This is a genomic window from Nonomuraea sp. NPDC048892 (assembly GCF_040649735.1).
Classification (GTDB): Bacteria; Actinomycetota; Actinomycetes; order Streptosporangiales; family Streptosporangiaceae; genus Nonomuraea; species Nonomuraea maheshkhaliensis.
This window is the reverse complement of record NZ_JBEZFZ010000022.1, coordinates 131613-152184: the sequence shown is the minus strand read 5'-3', so window position 1 is coordinate 152184 and position 20572 is coordinate 131613. Positions and strand designations below refer to the sequence as shown.

At 72.1% G+C, this 20572-nt stretch carries 18 protein-coding genes; 7 read left to right on the top strand and 11 right to left on the bottom strand.

The window, feature by feature from the left end; all coding sequences use genetic code 11:
• Positions 1-150: 150 nt before the first annotated feature.
• From AB0C28_RS43565 to AB0C28_RS43535, 7 genes are all read left to right on the top strand, one after another.
• Positions 151-1353 carry an MFS transporter gene (locus AB0C28_RS43565; protein ID WP_358081670.1) on the top strand — a complete coding sequence of 401 codons (1203 nt, stop codon included), beginning with the start codon at positions 151-153 and terminating at the stop codon, positions 1351-1353.
• Positions 1354-1497: 144 nt separating this feature from the next.
• Entirely contained in the window at positions 1498-2397 is a 900-nt protein-coding gene (locus AB0C28_RS43560) for an ATP-binding cassette domain-containing protein (RefSeq protein ID WP_357848582.1), read from the top strand.
• The gene (locus AB0C28_RS43555; RefSeq protein ID WP_357848584.1) at positions 2394-3158 is read left to right on the top strand and encodes a hypothetical protein; all 765 of its coding nucleotides are present in this window, start codon (positions 2394-2396) and stop codon (positions 3156-3158) included. The genes AB0C28_RS43560 and AB0C28_RS43555 overlap by 4 nt, the downstream gene beginning before the upstream one ends.
• 28 nt (positions 3159-3186) lie before the next feature.
• Positions 3187-3888, top strand: a complete 702-nt coding sequence (locus AB0C28_RS43550; protein WP_357848586.1) for a response regulator transcription factor — start codon at positions 3187-3189, stop codon at positions 3886-3888.
• Positions 3885-5369: a HAMP domain-containing sensor histidine kinase gene (locus AB0C28_RS43545; protein ID WP_358081668.1), complete on the top strand. Its 1485-nt coding sequence runs from the start codon at positions 3885-3887 to the stop codon at positions 5367-5369. The genes AB0C28_RS43550 and AB0C28_RS43545 overlap by 4 nt, the downstream gene beginning before the upstream one ends.
• A gap of 293 nt (positions 5370-5662) precedes the next feature.
• On the top strand, positions 5663-6520 hold the full coding sequence (locus AB0C28_RS43540) for a TrmH family RNA methyltransferase (RefSeq protein ID WP_357848592.1): 858 nt from the start codon (positions 5663-5665) through the stop codon (positions 6518-6520).
• 4 nt (positions 6521-6524) lie between these two features.
• Positions 6525-7265, top strand: coding sequence for an rRNA methyltransferase (locus AB0C28_RS43535; RefSeq protein ID WP_357848594.1), 741 nt, complete (start codon positions 6525-6527; stop codon positions 7263-7265).
• Positions 7266-7387: 122 nt separating this feature from the next.
• Here the strand turns inward: AB0C28_RS43535 and AB0C28_RS43530 are convergent, their stop codons facing one another.
• The 11 genes from AB0C28_RS43530 to AB0C28_RS43480 all read right to left on the bottom strand — a co-directional run bounded on the left by AB0C28_RS43530 (position 7388) and on the right by AB0C28_RS43480 (position 20512).
• Entirely contained in the window at positions 7388-8341 is a 954-nt protein-coding gene (locus AB0C28_RS43530) for an electron transfer flavoprotein subunit alpha/FixB family protein (RefSeq protein ID WP_357848596.1), read from the bottom strand.
• 19 nt (positions 8342-8360) lie between these two features.
• Complete coding sequence (locus tag AB0C28_RS43525; protein ID WP_346112094.1) at positions 8361-9140, bottom strand: electron transfer flavoprotein subunit beta/FixA family protein; 780 nt, start codon at positions 9138-9140, stop codon at positions 8361-8363.
• A 219-nt stretch (positions 9141-9359) separates the two neighbouring features.
• Entirely contained in the window at positions 9360-10607 is a 1248-nt protein-coding gene (locus AB0C28_RS43520) for a serine/threonine-protein kinase (protein WP_358081665.1), read from the bottom strand.
• Between the two features lie 68 nt (positions 10608-10675).
• Complete coding sequence (locus AB0C28_RS43515) at positions 10676-12493, bottom strand: serine/threonine-protein kinase (RefSeq protein ID WP_358081662.1); 1818 nt, start codon at positions 12491-12493, stop codon at positions 10676-10678.
• A 16-nt stretch (positions 12494-12509) separates the two neighbouring features.
• Positions 12510-14738, bottom strand: coding sequence for a protein kinase (locus AB0C28_RS43510; RefSeq protein WP_358081659.1), 2229 nt, complete (start codon positions 14736-14738; stop codon positions 12510-12512).
• A gap of 132 nt (positions 14739-14870) precedes the next feature.
• On the bottom strand, positions 14871-15386 hold the full coding sequence (locus AB0C28_RS43505; RefSeq protein ID WP_358081657.1) for a YbaK/EbsC family protein: 516 nt from the start codon (positions 15384-15386) through the stop codon (positions 14871-14873).
• 61 nt (positions 15387-15447) lie between these two features.
• Positions 15448-17010, bottom strand: coding sequence for an FAD-dependent oxidoreductase (locus AB0C28_RS43500; RefSeq protein WP_357848606.1), 1563 nt, complete (start codon positions 17008-17010; stop codon positions 15448-15450).
• Entirely contained in the window at positions 17003-17845 is an 843-nt protein-coding gene (locus tag AB0C28_RS43495) for a M55 family metallopeptidase (protein ID WP_358081654.1), read from the bottom strand. The genes AB0C28_RS43500 and AB0C28_RS43495 overlap by 8 nt, the downstream gene beginning before the upstream one ends.
• 31 nt (positions 17846-17876) lie before the next feature.
• The gene (locus AB0C28_RS43490) at positions 17877-19085 is read right to left on the bottom strand and encodes a DUF6395 domain-containing protein (protein WP_357848609.1); all 1209 of its coding nucleotides are present in this window, start codon (positions 19083-19085) and stop codon (positions 17877-17879) included.
• Entirely contained in the window at positions 19076-19534 is a 459-nt protein-coding gene (locus tag AB0C28_RS43485; RefSeq protein WP_357848611.1) for a hypothetical protein, read from the bottom strand. Before AB0C28_RS43485 ends, AB0C28_RS43490 begins: the two co-directional genes overlap by 10 nt.
• A 204-nt stretch (positions 19535-19738) precedes the next feature.
• Positions 19739-20512 (bottom strand): enoyl-CoA hydratase-related protein, encoded by a 774-nt coding sequence (locus AB0C28_RS43480; protein WP_357848613.1) that lies wholly within the window; start codon positions 20510-20512, stop codon positions 19739-19741.
• Positions 20513-20572 lie beyond the last annotated feature (60 nt).

Here is a 20572-nt window from a genome sequence, read left to right as displayed (position 1 = left end):
GAACGGGTCGCCCCGGTCCAGCAGCAGCGGCCCCACCGGCGTCTCTCCTCTGCGGCGCGTCCCGGCTCTCTTGAGCACCACGCGGCACGCCCGTGCCCGTGACCCGCACAACATCACCGATCACATACGAACAGAAGAGGTGTGGCCCTTATGACCCGCGAGCTGAGGAGCGCCCGTTACGGGGCGGTTCTCACCTTTGTCCTTGCCGGCCTGATGGTGGGCACGATGACCGTGCGTATCCCGGCCCTGACCGACAAACTCGGCCTGTCCGAGGCCACGGTCGGAACGATCCTGCTGGCATGGGGCCTGGGCGCTCTGGTGACGATGCAGTCCATGCGCCGCGTCATGGCGCGCGTGGGCAGCCGGGCGGTGCTGCGGGCAGGCGGTCCACTGACGGCGCTCGGCCTGCTCGGCGTGGCCCTCGCCCCCGACCTGCCCCTGCTGCTGGTCGCGGCGGCGCTCTTCGGCATGGCCTTCGGCACCGTGGACGTCGCCATGAACGCCCAGGGCTCGGCGGTCGAGCAGGCGTACGGGCGACCGCTGATGAACGGCATGCACGCCGGCTGGTGTGTCGGCGCCATCGGGGCCGGCGGGCTGGGCAGTCTGGCCATCGCCGCCGGGCTTCCGTTCACCGTGCACGTGACGCTGATCGCGCTGGTCTCGCTGCCTGTGCTGGTGCTGCTCGGCCGTACGTACCTGCCCGAGCCCCCGGCGGCGGCCGGCACGGCCGGCACGGTGGCCGGTGAGAGGCGGCGCCTGCCGGCGATCGTCTATCTGCTCGGCGCGATCATGTTCTTCGCCTTCATGGTCGAGGGCACGATCGCGGACTGGAACGGCCTCTACATGCGCGACGAGCTCGGCGCCCCCGAGGCCTTGGCGGCGCTCGGCTATCCGGTGTTCGAGCTGGGCATGCTGATCGCCCGGCTCACGGGTGACCGGCTGCGGGTCAGGTTCGGGGTGCGCGGGATGCTGACCGTGTCCGGCGTGGCGACCGCCGGGTTCTTCGCGGTCGTGCTGCTGGCGCCGGCGGCGACGGTGGCGGTGTCCGCGATGTTCTTCGTGGGGCTCGGCGTGGCGACGATCTCGCCGCTGACGCTGTCGCTGGCCGGCACCGCGACCGCCACGCCCGGCCCGGCCATCGCGCAGGCCGGCGCCATGGGGTACGCGGGGCTGCTGCTCGGGCCCGTGGTGATCGGCTTCCTGTCGGACGCCACCTCGCTGCGTACGGCGCTCGGCATCGGCGTGGTCCTCGGCGTGCTCATCGCCCTGTCCGCCCGCCTGCTCCCCCGCCACGAGCCCGCCACCGTCAGCCCCCTCCCGGTCGTCAGGGAGCCGGTCGAAGCCGCCGCCTGAGCCGCCGCCTGAGGGGCGGCCTGAGAGTTCTCTGTGGATCCGGCGCGGGCGGCGTCGTACGTCCCACGTGGCGACGCCCGCGCTCACAGAGAACTCACAGAACCGCTCAGAACGCCTCCAACCGGCCGCCCCAGGCTGGATCTCATGATTCAGCTGACAGCACTGACCAAACGCTACGGCGACAAGACCGCCGTGGACGATCTCACCCTCGTCGTACGCCCAGGCGTCGTCACCGGCTTCCTGGGCCCGAACGGCGCCGGCAAGAGCACCACGATGCGCATGATCCTCGGCCTCGACCTGCCCACCTCGGGCACGGCCACGATCAACGGCCGCGCCCACCACGAGCTGCCGCACCCGTTGCGCACGATCGGCTCGATGCTGGACCCGCGCGCCGTGCACCCGAGGCGCACCGCGTACAAGCACCTGCTCTACCTGGCCCAGACGAACGCCGTCCCGGCCACCCGCGTGCACGAGGTGCTCGACCTGGTCGGGCTGACGGAGGTGGCGGGCAAGCAGGCGGGCTCGTTCTCGATGGGGATGACCCAGCGGCTCGGCATCGCGGCCGCCCTGCTGGGTGATCCGCCAGTGCTGGTGCTGGACGAGCCGGTCAACGGGCTGGACCCCGAGGGCGTCCGGTGGATCCGCTCGCTCATGCGCGGCCTGGCCGTCGAGGGGCGTACGGTGCTGATCTCCAGCCACCTGATGAGCGAGATGGCGATGACCGCGGACCGGCTGGTGGTCATCGGCAAGGGGCGGCTGATCGCCGAGGGCGAGATCGGCGACTTCACCGCCGGGGGGTCGGCCGTGGCCGTCCGCACGCCAGAGGCCGGAACGTTCGCCCTGCTGCTGGAGCGGGCGGGCGCCCACGTACGTCCGGGTCCCGATGGCGAGCTGCTGGTCACCGGCATGGAGGCGGCCGACGTCGGGCGGCTGGCCGCGGCCGAGGGTGTGACCCTGTTCGAGCTGGCCCCGCGGCACGCGTCGCTGGAGGAGGCGTTCATGGAGCTGACCCAGGACGCCGCCGAGTACGGAGCGGCCCGATGATCGCGACGGGGGTGCTCAAGGCGGAGTGGACCAAGTTCAGCAGCATCAGGGCGACCATGGTGCTGTCGCTGGCCGTCGTGGCGGCCTCGGGGTTCTTCGGGTGGACGTTCGCGAACATGGCGGCCCACGAGTACGCCACGGCCTCGGCGCAAGAGCGGCTGGACTTCCTGCCCCTTGACCAGGTGATGCGCGGGATGCTCCTCGTCCAGCTGCTGATCTCGGCGCTGGGCGTGCTGGTGGCGACCTCCGAGTACGGCTCCGGCACGCTGGGACCCAGCCTGGCCGCTGTGGGCAGGCGGAGCCGGCTGGTGATCGCCAAGGCGGGGATGACGGCGCTGATCGCGCTGCCGGTGAGCGTGGCGGGGATCGGGCTGATGTTCGTGACGAGCCAGGTCACGCTGGCCGCCCAGGGGGCACCGTACCTGATGCCAGGTGACCCGGCCGCGCTGCCGGCACTGCTGCTCGGGCCGGTGGTGTTCACCCTGCTGGCACTGTTCGGGCTGGCGCTGGGCCTGCTGCTGCGCGGCACGGCGGCGGCCGTGAACGTCAGCACCACGTTCCTCCTGCTGCCCGTCCTGGCTCCCATCTTTCCCGACTTCCTGAGCAGGATCCTGACCACCTACTGGCCGAACGGCGCCGGCTTCAGGGCCGTCACCAGCAGGTCCGACCTGCCGCCCGCGCTTTCCTTCGGGCTGCTCGTCGGGTTCGTCGTCGTCATGCACCTCGCGGCCTTCACCCGCTTCACCCGGCGGGACGCCTGACTACCCTGGACGGCGGGAGGTGCCTGACATGGGCGAGCGGCTGCTGGTGGTGGACGACGAGCCCACGGTCAAGGAGCTGCTGTCGGCGACGTTACGCTTCGCGGGCTTCACCGTGAGCTCGGCCGACAACGGCGCCCAGGCCCTGGAGGAGGCGGGGCGCGAGCCGCCCGACCTGGTGCTGCTCGACGTGATGCTGCCCGATCTGGATGGGTTCGAGGTGCTGCGCCGCCTGCGTGCCCTGCCCAGGCCGGGCGGCCGGCCCGGGCCCGTGCCTGTGCTGTTCCTGACCGCCCGCGACGCGACGGCCGACAAGATCAACGGGCTCAGGCTGGGCGGCGACGACTACGTGACCAAGCCGTTCGACCTGGAGGAGCTGCTGGCCAGGATCCGGGCGATCCTGCGCCGCACCGGCGCGGTCCCCGACGATCAGACGCTGGTGGTCGGCGACCTCGAAGTCGATCCCGACGGCCACCAGGTGAGCCGGGCCGGCCGTCCCGTACGGCTGTCGCCCACGGAGTTCCGCCTCCTGCTCCACCTGGTGCTGAACGCCGGCCGGGTGCTGCCCAAGTCGCAGATCCTGGAGCACGTGTGGCGTTACGACTTCGCCGGCGACACCAGCATCGTGGACACCTACGTCAGCTACCTGCGCCGCAAGCTCGACGTCGGCGGGCCGCGGCTGATCCACACGGTCCACGGCGTCGGCTACGTGCTGCGCAGGCCCAAGGGATGATCACCCGGCCGTCGCCGCGCCCCCGTCTGTCGTGGCGCCCCCGACTGGGCTCCCGGTTGTCGCTGCGTTCGCGGCTGCTGGCGATCACGGTCACGCTGCTCGTCGCCGGTCTCGTGCTGATCAGCTCGGTCGTCGTACGCCAGCTCGAAACCCAGCTCATGAACCGCGTCGACCAGCAGCTCACCCCCATGGGCACGGCCCTGTCGGCGGTGCCGCCCGACCTCCTGACCGGCAAGCTGAGGCCCCCGGCCGGAGTGAGGCTGTCCACGGACGAGCTCGACCTGTTCGGCACGGCGTACGCGGCCTACCTGTCCGCCGACGGCACCGTGCTGCGCGAGCTGGCCGGCCCGGGCCCCGCCCTGCCCCGCCTTTACCTCGCCGAGGTCACGGCCCGCGCCGGGCGGCCGTTCACGGTCGAAGGGACCGGCGGGGAGGCGTGGCGGGTGGTCGTGCAGCCCGCGCGGAGCAGGAGCGCGACGATCGGGCACGCGGGGGTCGTCGCGGCGGTGTCGCTGAAGGGCCTGTACACGACGATCGACCGGATGCGCCTGGTCTGCCTCGTGGCCGGATCGCTGCTGCTGGCGTTGCTGGCGCTGGTGGGCGGGCTGGCGATCAGGGCCGGGCTGGCGCCGCTGCGCCGCGTGGAGGAGACGGCGGCGGCCATCGCGGACGGCGACCTCACCCGGCGCGTCCCCTCACCCGCCGGGCCCGGCACGGAGGTCGGGCGGCTGGCCCTGTCGATCAACAAGATGCTGGCCCAGATCGAGCAGGGGGTCGCGGCGCGGGTGTCGTCGGAGGCGCGCATGCGCAGGTTCGTCGCCGACGTGAGCCATGAGCTGCGTACGCCGCTGTTCGGGATCAAGGGCTTCTCCGAGCTGTACCGCATGGGCGGCACCGAGGCGGCGCCCGCGCTGGCCCGCATCGAGAGCGAGTCGGGGCGGCTGGCCGCGCTGGTGGACGACCTGCTGCTGCTCGCCGGTCTCGACGAGAGCGATGGGCCGGGGCTGGAGCTGACGCCTATGGACCTGCGTACGCTCGCCGCCGACGCCCGCCACGACTTCACCGCGCTCGACCCGTCCCGCCCGATCGCCTTCACCGGCCCTTCCGGCGGCCCCGCGGCCAGCGCCCCCGTCCTGGGCGACGAGGCCCGGCTGCGGCAGGTGGTCAGCAACCTGGTCGGGAACGCGATCACGCACACCCCGGCCGGCACCCCGGTCAGGATCGGCGTCGGCACGGACGGCGCGGAGGCGGTGCTGGTGATCGAGGACGAGGGTCCTGGGCTGACGGCGGAGGAGGCGGAGCGGGTCTTCGACCGCTTCTACCGCGCCGACGGGTCCCGCGCCCGCGCGACGGGCGGCGCCGGCCTGGGCCTGGCCATCGTCCGCTCCATCGTCGCCGCCCACGGCGGCCGCGTGGACCTACGCTCGGCACCGGGCGAGGGCGCGTCCTTCCAGATCAGACTCCCGGCCGCACCCCCGTGACACCGGCCTCGAAGCTTGATCACGCCTGCCCCTATAGCGGCAGATCGTCCGTCGTCTCGGTGAGGATCTCCCGCGGTTCGCCCGCGAGATCCGTGTCATCCGCGCCCGGCCGGATCAGTCCGGCGCCGATCTCCACCGCGGAGATCCACCGAGGGCGGCGAGTGAGCTTCACGGTCGGGGGCGGACATAGGGCGATCGTAGCGCTACGCGGCGTAGCAACCATGGCTCTCATGTGCAACCGGCGGGGAGTGGCGGTGCCGGGGTGTGGGAGGCTTGGGGCTGGACTGGCCGAGGTGGAGAACGGAGAGGTCGTCGTGGGGGGCGTGCTGCGGATCTCGCGGCCCAACGCGCGGTTCCAGCAGTGGCAGGCGCTGCTGCGGAACCAGAACAAGCGGCAGCGGGCGGGCGAGTTCCTGGTTCAGGGGGTGCGGCCGATCACGCTGGCGCTGGAGTACGGCTGGCCGGTGCGCGCGCTGATCTACGACGCCGAGCGGTCGCTGTCGCGCTGGGCTGCGGGGGTGCTGGAGCAAGCCGGCGGCGAGCAGGTGGCCATGGCGCCCGAGCTGCTGCGGGAGTTGAGCGGCAAGGACGAAGAGGTGCCGGAACTGGTGGCGGTGGTCGCCCTGCCCGGCGACGACCTGGCGCGGATCCCGGTGGGGCCCTCGTTCCTGGGCATGGTGTTCGACCGGCCGTCGGGGCCGGGCAACATCGGCTCGATGGTGCGCTCGCTCGACGCCTTCGGCGGGGCCGGGCTGATCGTCAGCGGGCACGCCGCCGACCCCTACGACCCCAAGTCGGTCCGCGCCTCGACCGGCTCCCTCCTGGCGCTGCCGGTGGTGCGTACACGCTCCCATCAGGAGGTGCTGGCCTGGGCGGATGACGTACGCGCCGAAGGGCTGCCGCTGACCGTGGTGGGCACGGACGAGCACGGCACCGACGACATCTCCGGTCTCGACCTGACCGGCCCGACGCTGCTGGTGATCGGCAACGAGACCACCGGGCTGAGCGCGGGCTGGCGGCAGGGCTGCGACGTGATGGCGCGCATCCCGATCACGGGCGCGGCCAGCTCGCTCAACGCGGCCAACGCCGCCACCGTCGTCCTGTACGAGGCCGCCCGCCAGCGCGCCGCCGCTGCCGCCGCCGCGAAGTAGACCCATGCCTTACCGTCACGCCGTCGTACGCGCGAACTACGAGGACCTGGCCAGCGGCGGGGTGCTCCACTCGGCCCCCGGTTTTCCCGCCTTCCCCGTCCGGCTGGCCAGCGAGATGTTCCAGAGCGCCCTGGCCCTGCGCGGCGGCGGGCCGGCGCTGGTGTGGGATCCGTGCTGCGGGGGCGGCTACCTGCTGACCGTGGTCGCACTGCTGCACCGCCGGCTGGTGACCGGGGTGGTGGCCTCCGACTTCGACGCCGAGGCGGTGCGCCTGGCCGAGCGGAACCTGGGTCTGCTGACCGCGACCGGGCTGGCCGCCAGGGCGGTTGAGCTGGACGAACGCGCCGAGCGCTATGACAAACCGGCCTACGCGGCGGCGGCACTGGCGGCGGGGCGGCTGGCTCGCGGGCTGGCGAACGAGGGCGGCGACGTGCGGGGGGTCGCCCGTCAGGCCGACGTGTTCGACCCGGACGCGCTCCGCGACGCGCTCGGCGGCCTGCGCCCTGGCGTGGTGCTCACCGACGTCCCGTACGGCGAGCAGACCTCCTGGCTGGGGCCCGGCGCGGAGGGTGGGCTCGGGAGCCTCGGGAGCATGGTGCGCGCCCTCGGGCGGGTGCTCGACGACGACGCGGTGATCGCGGTGGCGGTACGCGGCCGGAAGGTGCCCACGGACGGCGGCCCGCGTCCGCACGCCACCTACAAGATCGGCACCAGGACCATCGCCCTGTTCCGCCCCGCCCGCTGACCTCGCGGCCAAGAACGACCTCGCGGCCCGGAACCCGATGAGCGGCGTCGTCGGTAGGCCCCGAAGAACCCGGCGCCGCCCCTCCCCCGGCACGACCGGCCGGCGGAGGGGCGGCGCGGCGGCTACTTGCGCTTGTTGACTTCCTCGGTGAGCTGGGGCACGACCTGGTGCAGGTCGCCCACCACGCCGTAGTCGGCCAGCTCGAAGATCGGCGCCTCGGGGTCCTTGTTGATGGCGACGATCGTCTTCGCGGTCTGCATGCCGGCCCGGTGCTGGATGGCGCCGGAGATGCCGGCCGCGATGTAGAGCTGCGGCGAGACGGTCTTGCCCGTCTGCCCCACCTGGAACTGGTGCGGGTACCAGCCCGCGTCCGTGGCGGCGCGCGAGGCGCCCACGGCCGCGCCCAGGGCGTCGGCGAGGCCCTCGATGACCGAGAAGTTCTCCGCCGAGCCCACGCCGCGCCCGCCGGAGACCACGATCGCGGCCTCGGTCAGCTCGGGGCGGGCGCCCTTCTCCTGCTTGACCCGCTCCACGACTCGGGTGGCCTTGGCGGCGTCGGTCAGGGTGACCGAAACCTCCTCCTCCACGCCGGCGCCCGCGGCCGCCACGGGGGCGGTGGAGTTGGGGCGGACGGCCACGATCGGCGTGCCCTTGCGCACCCTGGAGTGCACGTTGACGCCGCCGCCGAAGATCGACTGGTCGGCCACGAAGCCCTCGGCGAGGCCCACGGCGTCGGTGATGACGCCGGAGTCGGTCTTGATGGCCAGCCGGCCGGCGATCTCCTTGCCCTCGGCCGTGGCGGCCACCAGCACGGCGGCGGCCGAGGCCGAGGTCACGAGCTGGGCGAGCAGCTCGGCCTTCGGGGCCACCACGTGGTCCACGAGGTCGCTGGAGCCGGCGACGTAGATCTTGTCAGCGCCGTACTCGGCGAGCCTGGCCTTGGCCTCCGCCGTGATGCCGGGGCCGGCCCAAACTGCGGCGGGCGTGCCGAGGGTGCGGGCCAGGGTCAGCAGTTCGAGCGTGACCTTCTTGACCTCGCCTTCGACCTGCTCGACGAGAACGAGAATTTCCGACATTTCCGTAAGACCCCCGTTCTCAGATGAACTTCTTGGACGCCAGGAACTCGGCAGCGTTCACGCCACCGTCGCCCTCGTCCTTGACGATCGTGCCGGCCGCCCGCGGCGGGGCGGGCGCGAAGTCGACGACCTCGGACCAGGCGGCGGCCAGGCCCACCTGGGCGGCGTCGATGGAGGCGTCGCCGATGGCGAGCGTCTCGACCGGCTTCTTCTTGGCCGCCATGATGCCCTTGAACGAGGGGTAGCGCGGCTCGTTGATCTTCTCGACCACCGACACGACGGCGGGCAGCGTGGCCTCGATCCGGTCGTAGCCGTAGTCGGCCAGGCGCTGGACCCTGATCGTGTCGCCCTCGACCTCGACCTTGTTGGCCAGCGTGAGCTGCGGCGTGCCGAGCCGCTCGGCCAGCATGGCGGGCAACATCCCGGTGCGCGCGTCGGTGGACTCTGAGCCGAGGACGACCAGGTCGAACCCGATCTTCTTGAGCACCTGGGCCATCGCGTAGGAGGTGGACAGCGCGTCGGAGCCGCGCAGAGCGTCGTCGCTGAGGTGGACGGCCTTGTCGGCGCCCATGGCCAGCGCCTTGCGGATGGTCTCGGTGGCCTTGCCGGGCCCCATGGTGAGGACGGTCACCTCACCGCCGTGAGCCTCCTTGAGCTTCAGTGCCTCCTCGACCGCGTACTCGTCAAGCTCGTTGACCACGCCGTCGGCGGCGTCACGGTCGAGCGTGTTGTCTTCGGACCGCAGCTTGCGCTCGGTCGCCGTGTCGGGGACCTGCTTCACGCAGACGACGATGTTCATGGCCGGTGGCCGACCTCCCGTAGTTCGCGTGCGCCCCCGCCTCGCTGCGGTGGCGCCGAATGCATCTGTCCAGACTGCCAGGTGCCCGGCGGGCTCCCGACAGAGGGTCTGCCGTGTTTCGCGGTTATGTTACCCATGGGTAGCTTACGCGCAAACCAGCCATACGCGCACCGAGCACGAAGCCCTCCCCCACCATACCGAACTTTATTCGGTAGCTGCTCAGGCGGACACCAGGAACACGATCCCCACCACCAGGGCCGTGCCCGCGAACAGCGCCAGCGTGAACGGGCTGAACATCGCCGCCAGCCCGAAGCAGATCCCGGCCACCCCCGCCACGCTGAGCGCGTCGGCCACCAGCCGGCTGCGCCGGTAGAGGCCCCGGGAGAACAGCGCCACCCCGGCGTCGGCCACCACGCCCACCGCGTAGGCCGCCAGCAGGAACAGCGACACCTCCGGCAGCGGCTCACGCGCGGCCGCCGCCAGCAGCGCCACGAACAGCCCCGAGCCGATCAGCCAGCGCCTGCGCACCTTCTCCCGGTGCCTGGCCCTGGACTCCTCCACCGAACGGCGATGCCGTTCCCTGCCCGGCCGCCACTCCCTGGTGCCCAGGTCGTCGTTCGCGGAGCGGGAACGTACTGCGTGAGCCGCCTGTGGAGCCACCTGTGGAGCCACCTGGGGGGAGACGAGCGGCACGTGGGCGACGGGCTCGACGCCGAGCCTGGCGCAGATCTGCGCGGCCGACGGCCGCGCGGCCGGATCGGTGGACAGGCACTCGCGTAACAGCGGCGCCAGCCACTCCGGCGCGTCGTCGAGGTCGGGCGGATGGTGCACCACCCGGTAGGCCACCGCGGAGGCGGGACCCTGCCCGTACGGCTGCCGCCCGGTGGCCGCGTACGCCAGCGTGGCCCCGAACGAGAACACGTCGGCCTCCATGCCGGCCGCCCGCCCCTCCAGCACCTCAGGGGCGAGGTAGCCGGGCGTGCCCACCACGGCGCCCGAGGCCGTGACGGACAGCGAGTCGAGCGCGCTGGCGATGCCGAAGTCGATCACGACCGGCTCGCCCTCGGTCATCATCACGTTGGCCGGCTTGAGATCACGATGGACCACGCCCGCCGCGTGCATGGCGAGCAGCGCGTCGGCCAGGCCGGCCGCCAGCCGCCTGAGATCGGGCACGGGAACGGGCACGGCGCTGAGCGGCCGGCCCTGCACGTAGCGGGTCACGAGGTAGGGCCGCTCGCCGGTCAGCGAGGCGTCGAGCACCTCCGCGACGTGCGGCCCGCCGACCATGCGCATGGTCTCCACCTCACGCGCCAGCCGGGCCAGCGCGCCGCCGTCGGCCGCCACGTGGGGGTGCAGCACCTTGACCGCGACCGTGCGTCCCTCGGGGTCGAGCGCCAGGTGCACCGCGCCGAACCCGCCGGCCCCGAGACGGGAGGCAAGCTCGTACGGCCCCAGGCGCTCGCTCATACCTTCATCTCTCCCCCAGGGAGACGGCGCGGACACTCAGGACCGCGGACTCTCAGGACCGCGGGCACTCAGGACCAGGGATTCAGGAACCCCAGCCCGAGATCGTCGAGCAGGCTGCCGATCAGCCCCGTGATCAGGCCGATCGTGCTCTGCCTGGCCTCACTCGCCAGTTGGTCGATCACCTTCTCGGGCTCCTGCCACGGGTACCAGTCCGTCGGCTGCCCCAGCGCGAACATGACCGCGAACAGCGCCGTGGTGCCCACCAGCACGACCGCGACCAGCGCCGCGCCCGGGCTGCGCAGCACGCCGGTGAGCGTGCGGGTGACCGCCTTGCGCGGCGCGCCACCGCCCGGCAGCACGAACAGCCCGGCGGCGAAGGCGCCCGCGGCGTACGCGGCGGCCTCGTTGACGTCGAGCCGGGCGCCCCAGTGGAGCACCCCCCACACGCACACGCCGAACAGCAGCGCCAGCGGCGCGTGCACCAGCGTCACGAGCGCGGACTTGATCAGCGCCCACGGGGTGCCGACCAGGACGAGCAGCGGATCGGCCGCGCTGCTGCCGCGCACCTGGCGCCGCTTGACCATGTCGCCGAACAGGTATTCGCCGATGCGCAGCACGACCGCGAGCGCGAGGGCCACCGCGCCGACCGTGACCGGCATCAGCACGGTCAGCGCCACGAGCGTGACCAGCAGGAGCAGCCCGACGACCTGGCTGCCGAACAGGTATCTCCTGCGCTCGGCCGGCGGAGTGTACTGGGGCGGCGGGGCGTATTGCGGCGGCGGGGCGTAGGGCCGCGCCTGCGCGGGCGCCGGCGCGCCAGGATAGCCGGCCACCCGCTGGTCGCCGTACTGGGCGGACGGCCTGGCCGGCATCGGCGCGGGCACGTAGGGCGGCGGCCGCTCGTCGCGGCGCGGCTGCTCGCGGCGCGCCGGCCGCTGCTCCTGGCGGGTTGGCGTCGGCGGCGGGGCGGGCTTGGTGTACTCGACCGGCGGGAGCAGGTCGGAGAAGTTGTCCATGGTGCGCGTGCGGTCGCCCAGGCGCTTGGTCCCCGTCGGCCCGTCGAAGGACGCCTCGTTGAACGTGGTCACCGACGGATCGAGCGCCTTGGCCATGCGCAGCAGCTCCTGGGCGCCCGGCCGGGCCGCCGGATCGACCTGGAGTGCCCGGCTGAGCCAGCCGCGCAGCCACACGGGCGCCTTGTCGACCTGCGCCCGGCCTTCCATGATGTTGAAGCAGACCGCCTCGAACGTGCCCGTGCCGAACGGCGGCGCCCCGGTCGCGGCGAAGAACACCGTCGAGGCCAGCGCGTGCACGTCGGCGGCCTGGGTGATCTCGGAGTCACGGATGATCTCGGGCGCGAGATAGCCCGGCGTGCCGACGAACATGCCCGTCTGCGTCAGCCGGGTCGCGTTGACCAGGTGGGCGATGCCGAAGTCGATGACCAGCGGCTCGCCGTCGACCAGCATGACGTTGGACGGCTTGAAGTCGCGGTGGATCACGTCGGCCGCGTGGATGGCCACCAGCGCCTGGCAGAGCCCCTGGGCGAGCCTGATCACGTCGCGCGCCTCCAGGGCGCCCTCGCTCAGGACGGTGTCCTCCAGCGTGCGTCCCGGCGCGAACCGGGTCACCACGTACGGCTGCCCGCCGACGAGCTCGGCGTCGATCACCTCCGCGACGTACGGGCTGCGTACCCTGCGCATGGTCTCGACCTCGCGGGTGAGCCGGTCGCGCGCCTTGAGGTCGGCGGCCACGTGGGGATGCAGGACCTTGATGGCGACCTCGCGGCCCTCGCCGTCGAGACCCAGGTGGACGACCCCCATGCCACCTTCGCCGATCTTCCTGACCAGTCGGTACGGGCCGAGGCGTTCTGGTGCTTGGGTGCTCATCGCCACCTTCCCCCCGTCATCCTCCGGATTCCCCCCCTAGCTGATCCAGCTGTCTGCTCACTGGATCGACGTTCAGCGGAGTCCATACGGCCTCCCTCTTGTCCCCGAACGTTCCGATGGCGAGGGTCAGCGAGAGCGCGGCCACCGCGGCCAGCACTCCCGCCATCACCATCGCCGCTGTTCTCGAGGGTACGAGCGACGCGAGCGTTCTGCGCATCTGTTTGCCCGGCCCCTCGACTCCGGGGCCCGCGCAGACCGTCCACAGCGCTATGGCGGCGCCCCACGCGAGGGCGTTGTCGGGATTCATACCCGCCACGACCGTGAGTAGCAGCGTGACCGGCAGTCCGAGTATGAGCGCGTAGAGGCCCAGGGCCAGCGTGATGCCGGCCGACTTGGCCAGCGCGGCAGGATAGGCGAGCACCCTGATCACGTCGAGCGCCGCCGCGCCCGCCGCCCTGCGGGCCGTGAGCTGCGGCTGGGCCAGGTCGGCCGCGCGCAGCAGGACCGCGATCGGGATCGCCACGACGGACACGAGCACGGGCGCGCGCACCGCCGCCACGATCATCAGGATCAGCAGCATCGAACCGGCCAGACCGTAGGCCCTGGAACGCTGCAGCACCTTGCCCGGCGCGACGCTCGGGAGGAAAGGCTCCCGCTTGGTCGGGTCGAGGTGCGGATATTGCGGCTGGGCCGGGATGTAGGGCGGCGGCTGCACCGGGATCGGGTTGGGCCGACCGTAGTCGTTGAGGTCGCCCCGGCCCTGACCTGCGCCGCGCTGCGGACCGGAACCCGGGCCGTGCTGCTGGTGCTGCTGCGGCCCCGAGCCCGGGCCGTGCTGCTGGGGGCCGGAACCCCGGCCGTGCTGGGGCCCCGAGCCGGGACCGTGCTGCGGGCCGGAGCCGGGGCCGTGCCGGTATCCGGAGGGCGAGCCCTGGTGCGGGCCGTGCTGCGGACCGGAACCCGGCGCCTCGGGACGGCCGACGGCCGGAGCCTGGTGCTGAGCTTGCTGACCCTGCTGCGGAGGCTGGGTGAGCCTGCGGTAGTCGGCCGAGTCGGGGCGCACCCGCGTGGTGGGCACGTCGGTCTCGCCCTGCGGCGGCGCCACGGGACCGTTGCCGCCCGCCGGCTGCGCGGCCGACTGCGCAGGTGATGGGGCCGACGACGGCGACCCGTGCAGGCCGGCCTCGCGCTGGATCTGCCGCAGCTCCTCCGGCGACACCCGGCGCGTCGGGTAGGGGTCGGGCTGGTCGGGCAGCAGCGACACGTACTGCTGCTCCTGCGGCGGCAGCGCGGGCTGCTCCTGGCTCTCGATCAGCCGCCTGGGCGTCACCGGCGGCGTGGAGATGTCGTAGGACGGCTTGTCCGTGACCAGCGGGGGCGGCGTCAGCGGGACCGACGGCGCCGCGTCGGGGCGCGGCACGGTCGAGATCTCGTCGGGCGAGGAGCCCTGCGGTGACTTCGGCAACATCCGGGCGGTCTGCTCGGCCAGCTCGGCCGCCTTGGGCCGCTTGCTCGGGTTGCGCTGGAAGGCGGCCTTCAGCAGCGGCCGCAGCTCCGCCGGGGCGCCGCTGATGTCGGCCTTGCCCGCGGTGATGTTGTAGAAGATCATCTCCAGCGTGCCCTTGCCGAACGGTGGCTGCCCGGTGCCGGCGTACAGCAGGGTGCCCGCCCAGGCGTGCACGTCGACCTCGGGACCCGCCTCCTGGCCCTCGATGATCTCGGGGGCGAGGTAGCCGGGCGTGCCGATGAACATGCCGGTCTGCGTCAGCCGGGTCGCGTCGACCGCCTGCGCGATGCCGAAGTCGATGAGGACGGGCTCGCCGTCGAGGATGAGCACGTTGCCCGGCTTGAGGTCGCGGTGGATCACGCCCACCGAGTGCACGGCGGACAGCGCGGCGGCCACCCCGTGCGCGACCCGGACCAGCGCGGGCAGGTCGAGCGGGCCGTCGTCCTTGACGATCTCGTCGAGCGGACGGCCCGGCACGTAACGCGTGACGATGTAAGGACGATGACCGGTCACATCGGCGTCGAGCACCTCGGCGATGAACTTGCTGCGCACCCTGCGCATGGTCTCGACCTCACGCGAAAGCCGCCGCCTGGCGACCTCGTCGCCCGCGACCTCTCCGCGCAGGACCTTGACCGCCACCTGCCGCCCCTGGGGGTCGACAGCGAGGTGGACAACACCCATTCCGCCTTCACCGAGCCGCCTGAGCAGCCGGTAAGGGCCTAGTCGGTCATCGTTCATGGCATGAAGCACCATACCGGCTTAATCCCCGCCCACGAGATGAACCATGAGGCCACATTCCCACTCGTACAACGTCCAGAGCGGGCCCTTCGGTTTCCCATCCAACGGTCTCGAATCGGCTTCAGTTTTCCCTCAGCCGGCCAAGGAGAGCACCTCTGCTCCCTTGAGAGCGGCCAGCGCGGCACCTGATACAGCGAGTTTCGACCTGCGCACGCCGCTGCCGATGACCACCCTGGGGTACCGCGCGACGTGCGCGTCGACCAGGATCGGCCACTCCTCGGGCAGGCCGAGGGGCGTGATGCCGCCGTATTCCATGCCGGTGAGCCGGACGGCGTCGTCCATCGGCGCGAAGCTCGCCTTGCGGGCGTCGAGGTGTTTGCGCACGACGCCGTTGACGTCCACCCGCATGGTGGCGAGCACCATGCAGGCGGCGTAACGGGTCTCGCCGCCGCGTTTGGCCGCCACCACGACGCAGTTGGCGGACTCGTCGAGAGTCACGCCGTAGCGCTCGCAGAACGCCGCCGTGTCGGCCAGGCCGGGATCGATCTCGGCGACCTCGATCCCCTCCTCGATGTCAGACAGGGCCGCGGCCACCGGATCGGCCAGCAGGTCGATCCGTTCGGTCGCGGGCACCCAGTGCAACGTCATCCCAGCTCCTCGATCGCTTCTCCCACGAGCCTATTGTGGCCCTGGGGATCAGCGGGCGACGTCACGGAGACTGCAGCACTCGCTGGTGCAGTTGAGTGACGGCGCCACGGGCGGATTCCATGGCCCCCGCCTGCCAAGCGATCAGATGGGTGAGCCAGTCGCCCGCGAAGTAGACCCTTCCGGCGGGGCGTTGCAGAAGAGTGAACGACGAATCAAAGGACGGCCAGCGCACCCAGGCTCCCTGGATGTGCTCCTGGCGCTCCCAGGCGATGGAGGCGCTGGACAGGACGTCCTGGCGGTACTTCTCACCGTGGATCTTCTTGCCCTGGGTGAGCGCCCTGCGCCTGCGGTCCTCGGGGGTGAGCGCCGCGTACAGTTCGGCGTTCTTGTCGGTGTTGTAGTAGCCGACGAGCAGGCCGCGCTCGGAGTGGTAGCCGTGTGAGGGGTACCAGATGTGGGTGACGTCGAGGTCGGTCTCGGTGACGCCGCCGTAGATGCGGTCCTCCCGCTCCCACCAGCGCCGGCCGTACTCCAGGCCGATCTTGCCCGCCGCAGCAGGGACCGGGGTGGCCAGCGCGGCGGTGACCTGGGCCCCCAGGTTGTGCGGGATCTTGGCGAGGAGGTGGGGCGGGAGGGTGGCGATGCAGTAGTCGGCCTTGATCGAGCCGCCGGTGTGCACGACCTCCACGCCGTCCGCCAGGGTGGTGATCTTGGTGACCTTGGCGCCGGTCTTGATCCGGTCCTGGCCGACGGCCTCGACGAGCCTGGTCACGATCGCGTCCATGCCGCCGACGGGCTGGAACATGGGGGTGGCCTGCTCGAAGCCGAAGTCGCCGGTGATGGCGCGGCCGGTGCCGGCGGCGAGGATCTGGTGCAGGCTGCCGGGAGCGGGGACGGGTGTGCCGGCGTCCAGCGCGGGGAACTTCGTGAAGCCGCGGCGGTCGGAGCCCTCGTACTCCAGCTTCGGGCCGAGGTCGCCGAAGCGCCGCAGGAAGTCCAGCAGGGTCTCCTGGTCGTTCTTGGAGACGACCCGGTCGAGGGCGCCGAGATCGGTGGCCTTGGCGAGGAGTTCGGCGACATATCCGTACATGTCAGCGCGTGCCTCGCGGGCCCGCACGGTCCTGCCGTTGGTGTGCACGTACGCGGCGGCGTTGTTGTTGATGAAGGTCTCGATGGGGATGCCCAGCTCGCGGCAGTAGTCGAGGGTGACCATCCAGGGGGCGATGCGGCCAGGGCCGGCGTTGAAGTAGACGCCCTCGCCGAACGTCACGTCCTGGGCGGGGCCGTTCAGCTCGGTCAGGCGGTCGCCGCCGCGCAGTGTCAGGTTCCTGCCGCCCGCCTTCGGCCTGGCCTCGAGCAGCGTGCAGTCGTAGCCGGCCTTGCCCAGCTCGTACGCGGCCGTCAGCCCCGCCACCCCCGCGCCGAGGATCACCACCTTGGCCGAGCCCTTGCCGCGCAGGGTGAAGTCGCCCGTCCTCGGGGCGGTGAAGTCCTTGTCCTGCTCGGCGGGGGCCAGCCCGAGCGCGCCCATGGCCGCGTACATGGCCCCGGCGCCACCTACCGCCCCGATGCCGACCAGCAGCCCGCGCCTGGTCAGCGCCCCGCCGCCGCCGCTCTCAGCCATAGGGGCCGCTGCCGCAGGCGATCTGACCACCGATCGTGGCGAAGATCCCGAACAGGGCCATGATCTGGGTGAAGTCGTCGGTGGTGAACTCGGTGTGCCGCGAACCGGCCGTCTTCACGCCAGGGATCAGCGCCACCGCGGCGGCGATGGCGGTGGAGTTCCACTCCACCCCCAGCGTGTACGGCGCCGCCGGCTGGTACGGCGTGAAGTCGCTCAACCGACCGAGCGCACGCGAGGCCGCCTCACGAATGCGCGCCTGGGCCACGACCGGCGGCAGCAGCTCGGCCGAGAACTTGTCGATGCCCCGCTTGACCGCCACCGTCTCGACGTCGCCGAGCAGCTCGCGGGCCTCCTCTCCCACCGCCTCGTCCCCGGTCACCAGCGCCACCGGAACCCCGTGGAACCCGGCGCAGGCCGCGACCAGCCGGGTCTCGCCGCACAGCTCGCCGTTGAGGTAGACGTTCTGGATCTCCTTGCCCATCCAGGTGTGGTTGAGCACGCCGTCGGGCACGCCCGCGCGGGCGTGGTAGCCCACGAAGCAGGCCGCCCCGAACGTCCCGTCGAGCCCCTGGGCCATCCGCTGCGCCTTGCCCGGCCCCCTGATCAGGGTCGCCCGGGGGTCGAGGAGGTCGATCCTGAGGTTCTTGGTGGAGCCGTGGGCGTCGTTGACCAGCACCTCGCCGGCTCCCGCCGCGAACGCGCCCTCGATCGCCGCGTTGGCGTCGGCGGTCATCAGCTCGCAGCCGCGCTCGTACCCGCGCTTGCCGGCGTGCATCTCCTCCGGGTCGGTCAGACCCGTCACGCCCTCCATGTCCACCGACAGATAAACCTTCACGACGCCGTTCCACTCCTCGTCCAGCCGCTGATCACGCGCCCCACGACTCCACCCTGCGCACCTCGGGCTCGGTCATCAGCCCGACGTTCGCCTCGACGAACGCCTCCGCCTGCGCCCGCCACGGCTCGGGGATCTCGGCGAGCGCGGGCGGGTAGCAGTGCTCCAGCCAGCTCGTCGCCTCCTCCGAGACGTCGAAGTAGTCGAGGGCGGGGGCGAACAGGGTGTTCTCGATGCCGGGGACGCGGGAGAGCCCGTACTGGATCATCTCCTGGCCGCCGTAGGGCGGCTTCTTGAGATACTTCCGGGCGGCGGGGTGATCGGCCTTGATCGGCGTGTCCAGCGGACGGCGCTCGACGGCGGCCTGGATGAGCTCCTTGTACAGGCACTTGCCGCAGACGCGGCACGGGCCGTCGGTGCCGCGCAGGCACCAGCGGACCTGGGGCCGCAGCCCGGAGCCGAGCGCCAGGCGCATGGTGACCGCCTCGCTCACGCCGCCGACGGGCAGCACGATGTGCACGCCCGCGGCCGCGAACAGGCGGCCCCACCTGCCGTGGGGCGACCACATGGGATTGTCGGGGGTGTAGCGCCACAGGTAGCGTCCGCCGCCCAGCCAGCGCGAGCCCATCTCGTAGCCGAAGCCCAGGCCGCCGAGGTCGAGCCGGTCGGCCAGCAGCAGGGCGCCGGCGGCCACGGCGTGGTGCTCGGGGTAGCCGGGGCGGGGCTCGGCCAGCGTGTACTCCAGGTCAGAGGTGACCGTGCTGAGCTCTCTGCCGGTCCCGGCGGCCAGCTCGGCCAGCACGTCGGAGCGGTAGTGGGGCCAGCGGTTCGGCACGCGGGGGTGGTCGACCCGGCGGAAGTGGATGAACGGCGCGTCCGGGTACATCGTGGCCGCCGCCACGGAGTCGGCGCCGCCGCTGTACGAGATCGCCAGCCGGGCCCCCGGGCGACGCGCCTCGGCCCCTATCGGGCCCGCCTCGATGCCCCAGCCCTCGTGCAGGGCCTGGGCCAGCTCCGCGGAGACGGCGCGGTCGAACGTGATCCGATGGCGCGTCCACGGGGCCACGATCGTCCAGGCGGCCACGGCGAACAGGTCGGGATGGGCGTCGTCGGGCACCCCGCCGAGGGAGCACGCGTTGATGGCCAGCTTGATCGGGTAGTCGTCGGAGGCGGTGCCGGTGATCTCGTCGTCAGGATCGAGGCGGAAGCTCAGCGCGCCCCCGCCGCTCCACGTCACGCGCACGACTGCTCCTCGGCGCGACCCTGCTCTCCCGGATCCATGGGGGTCTGGACCACGGTGCTCTGGTCCACGGCGGCCTGCACCGCCGCGGTCTGCTTCGCCTGGGCCTCGGCCGCGGCGGCGCGCAGCTCGTCGATGGCCTGCCAGACCAGGATCTCGTTCTGCAGCACGCCGTCCAGGGCCTTCGCCGTCTCCTGGGCGAGCCTGCGGGTGTCGTCGATCTTCGCCTTGTCGGCGGGCGACTGCCGCGGCGGCGGTGGCGGCGATGCCGGGCGGGTCTGGCGCAGCCGCTCCACCTCGCCCTGGAGGGTGACCATCTCCCGCCTCAGGGTCTGGACCTCCCAGAGCGCGTCCCTGATGTCCTGGCGATGATCAGAGATCGAGATGTAGCGGGAATCGAACCACGTGCGCACGGCCTTTCTGAGCCGGGCAGGGACGAGGACGCGCATCATGAAACGCCACCATAGTGGCAAACCAACATCGGAAAGGACGACCCTTACCGAATGTGTTGACTTCGCGTCGCACCGACCTGCCCGGCCCGGCTCCGTGACCTCCGCAGACCCTTGAACCCGGCCCTGGACGGGATTTCCGCCGACCGGTGAATCGGCTCTGGGGCCGACCTCCGCCGAGCGGTGAACCCGGCCTTGGAGCCGCCTCTAGCGACCGGTGAACTTGGCCTTGGACTTCTCCATGAATGCCTTCATGCCGAGCTTGGCGTCCTCGGTGGCGAACAGCCCGGAGAACTGCAGCCGCTCGATCTCGAGACCCGTGTCGAGGTCGGTCTCCAGCCCCTGGTCCACGGCCTGCTTGGCGGCGCGCAGGGCGACCGACGGGCCGCCCACGAAGGTCGCGGCCCACTCCAGGGCCGCCGTGTAGACCTGCTCGTCCGGCACCACCCGGTCGACCAGGCCCATCGCCAGCGCCTCGGCGGCGGGGACGTGCCGGCCGGTGAAGATCAGGTCCTTGGCCTTGGCCGGCCCGATCAGGCGCGGCAGGCGCTGGGAGCCGCCCGCGCCGGGGATGAGGCCGAGCAGGATCTCCGGCTGCCCCAGCTTGGCCGACTCGCCCGCGACCCGGAAGTCGGCGCACAGGGCCAGCTCGCAGCCGCCGCCCAGGGCGTAGCCGGTGACGGCGGCGATGACCGGCTTGCCGATGCGGGCGACCGCGGTGAAGCAGCCCTGGAGGCCGGTGGAGTGGGCGGACATGTCGGCGTAGGACATGCCGGCCATCTCCTTGATGTCCACGCCGGCGGCGAACACCCGCTCCCCGCCGTACAGGATCACGGCCTGCACCAGCGGGTCGGCGTCGACGATGCCGGCCGCCTCCTCGATCTCCCTCTGGGCCTGGCCGCTGAGGGCGTTCATCTTCGGACGGTCAAGACGGATCGTGGCGATCTGGTCGGCCACCTCGACGCTCACAAACTCACCCATGAGCCAGAACCTAACAGCCGCACTCCCGCACGGGCCGGTGAGCCGCGTCCGTCCGGGCAT

Excerpts from the sequence above, each read along its gene's own strand:
- AB0C28_RS43565 (WP_358081670.1), top strand. The coding sequence starts at position 151 with ATGACCCGCGAGCTGAGGAGCGCCCGTTACGGGGCGGTTCTCACCTTT.
- AB0C28_RS43560 (WP_357848582.1), top strand. The coding sequence starts at position 1,498 with ATGATTCAGCTGACAGCACTGACCAAACGCTACGGCGACAAGACCGCC.
- AB0C28_RS43555 (WP_357848584.1), top strand. The coding sequence starts at position 2,394 with ATGATCGCGACGGGGGTGCTCAAGGCGGAGTGGACCAAGTTCAGCAGC.
- AB0C28_RS43550 (WP_357848586.1), top strand. The coding sequence starts at position 3,187 with ATGGGCGAGCGGCTGCTGGTGGTGGACGACGAGCCCACGGTCAAGGAG.
- AB0C28_RS43545 (WP_358081668.1), top strand. The coding sequence starts at position 3,885 with ATGATCACCCGGCCGTCGCCGCGCCCCCGTCTGTCGTGGCGCCCCCGA.
- AB0C28_RS43535 (WP_357848594.1), top strand. The coding sequence starts at position 6,525 with ATGCCTTACCGTCACGCCGTCGTACGCGCGAACTACGAGGACCTGGCC.
- AB0C28_RS43530 (WP_357848596.1), bottom strand. The coding sequence starts at position 8,341 with ATGTCGGAAATTCTCGTTCTCGTCGAGCAGGTCGAAGGCGAGGTCAAG.
- AB0C28_RS43525 (WP_346112094.1), bottom strand. The coding sequence starts at position 9,140 with ATGAACATCGTCGTCTGCGTGAAGCAGGTCCCCGACACGGCGACCGAG.
- AB0C28_RS43520 (WP_358081665.1), bottom strand. The coding sequence starts at position 10,607 with ATGAGCGAGCGCCTGGGGCCGTACGAGCTTGCCTCCCGTCTCGGGGCC.
- AB0C28_RS43515 (WP_358081662.1), bottom strand. The coding sequence starts at position 12,493 with ATGAGCACCCAAGCACCAGAACGCCTCGGCCCGTACCGACTGGTCAGG.
- AB0C28_RS43510 (WP_358081659.1), bottom strand. The coding sequence starts at position 14,738 with ATGAACGATGACCGACTAGGCCCTTACCGGCTGCTCAGGCGGCTCGGT.
- AB0C28_RS43505 (WP_358081657.1), bottom strand. The coding sequence starts at position 15,386 with ATGACGTTGCACTGGGTGCCCGCGACCGAACGGATCGACCTGCTGGCC.
- AB0C28_RS43500 (WP_357848606.1), bottom strand. The coding sequence starts at position 17,010 with ATGGCTGAGAGCGGCGGCGGCGGGGCGCTGACCAGGCGCGGGCTGCTG.
- AB0C28_RS43485 (WP_357848611.1), bottom strand. The coding sequence starts at position 19,534 with ATGATGCGCGTCCTCGTCCCTGCCCGGCTCAGAAAGGCCGTGCGCACG.
- AB0C28_RS43480 (WP_357848613.1), bottom strand. The coding sequence starts at position 20,512 with ATGGGTGAGTTTGTGAGCGTCGAGGTGGCCGACCAGATCGCCACGATC.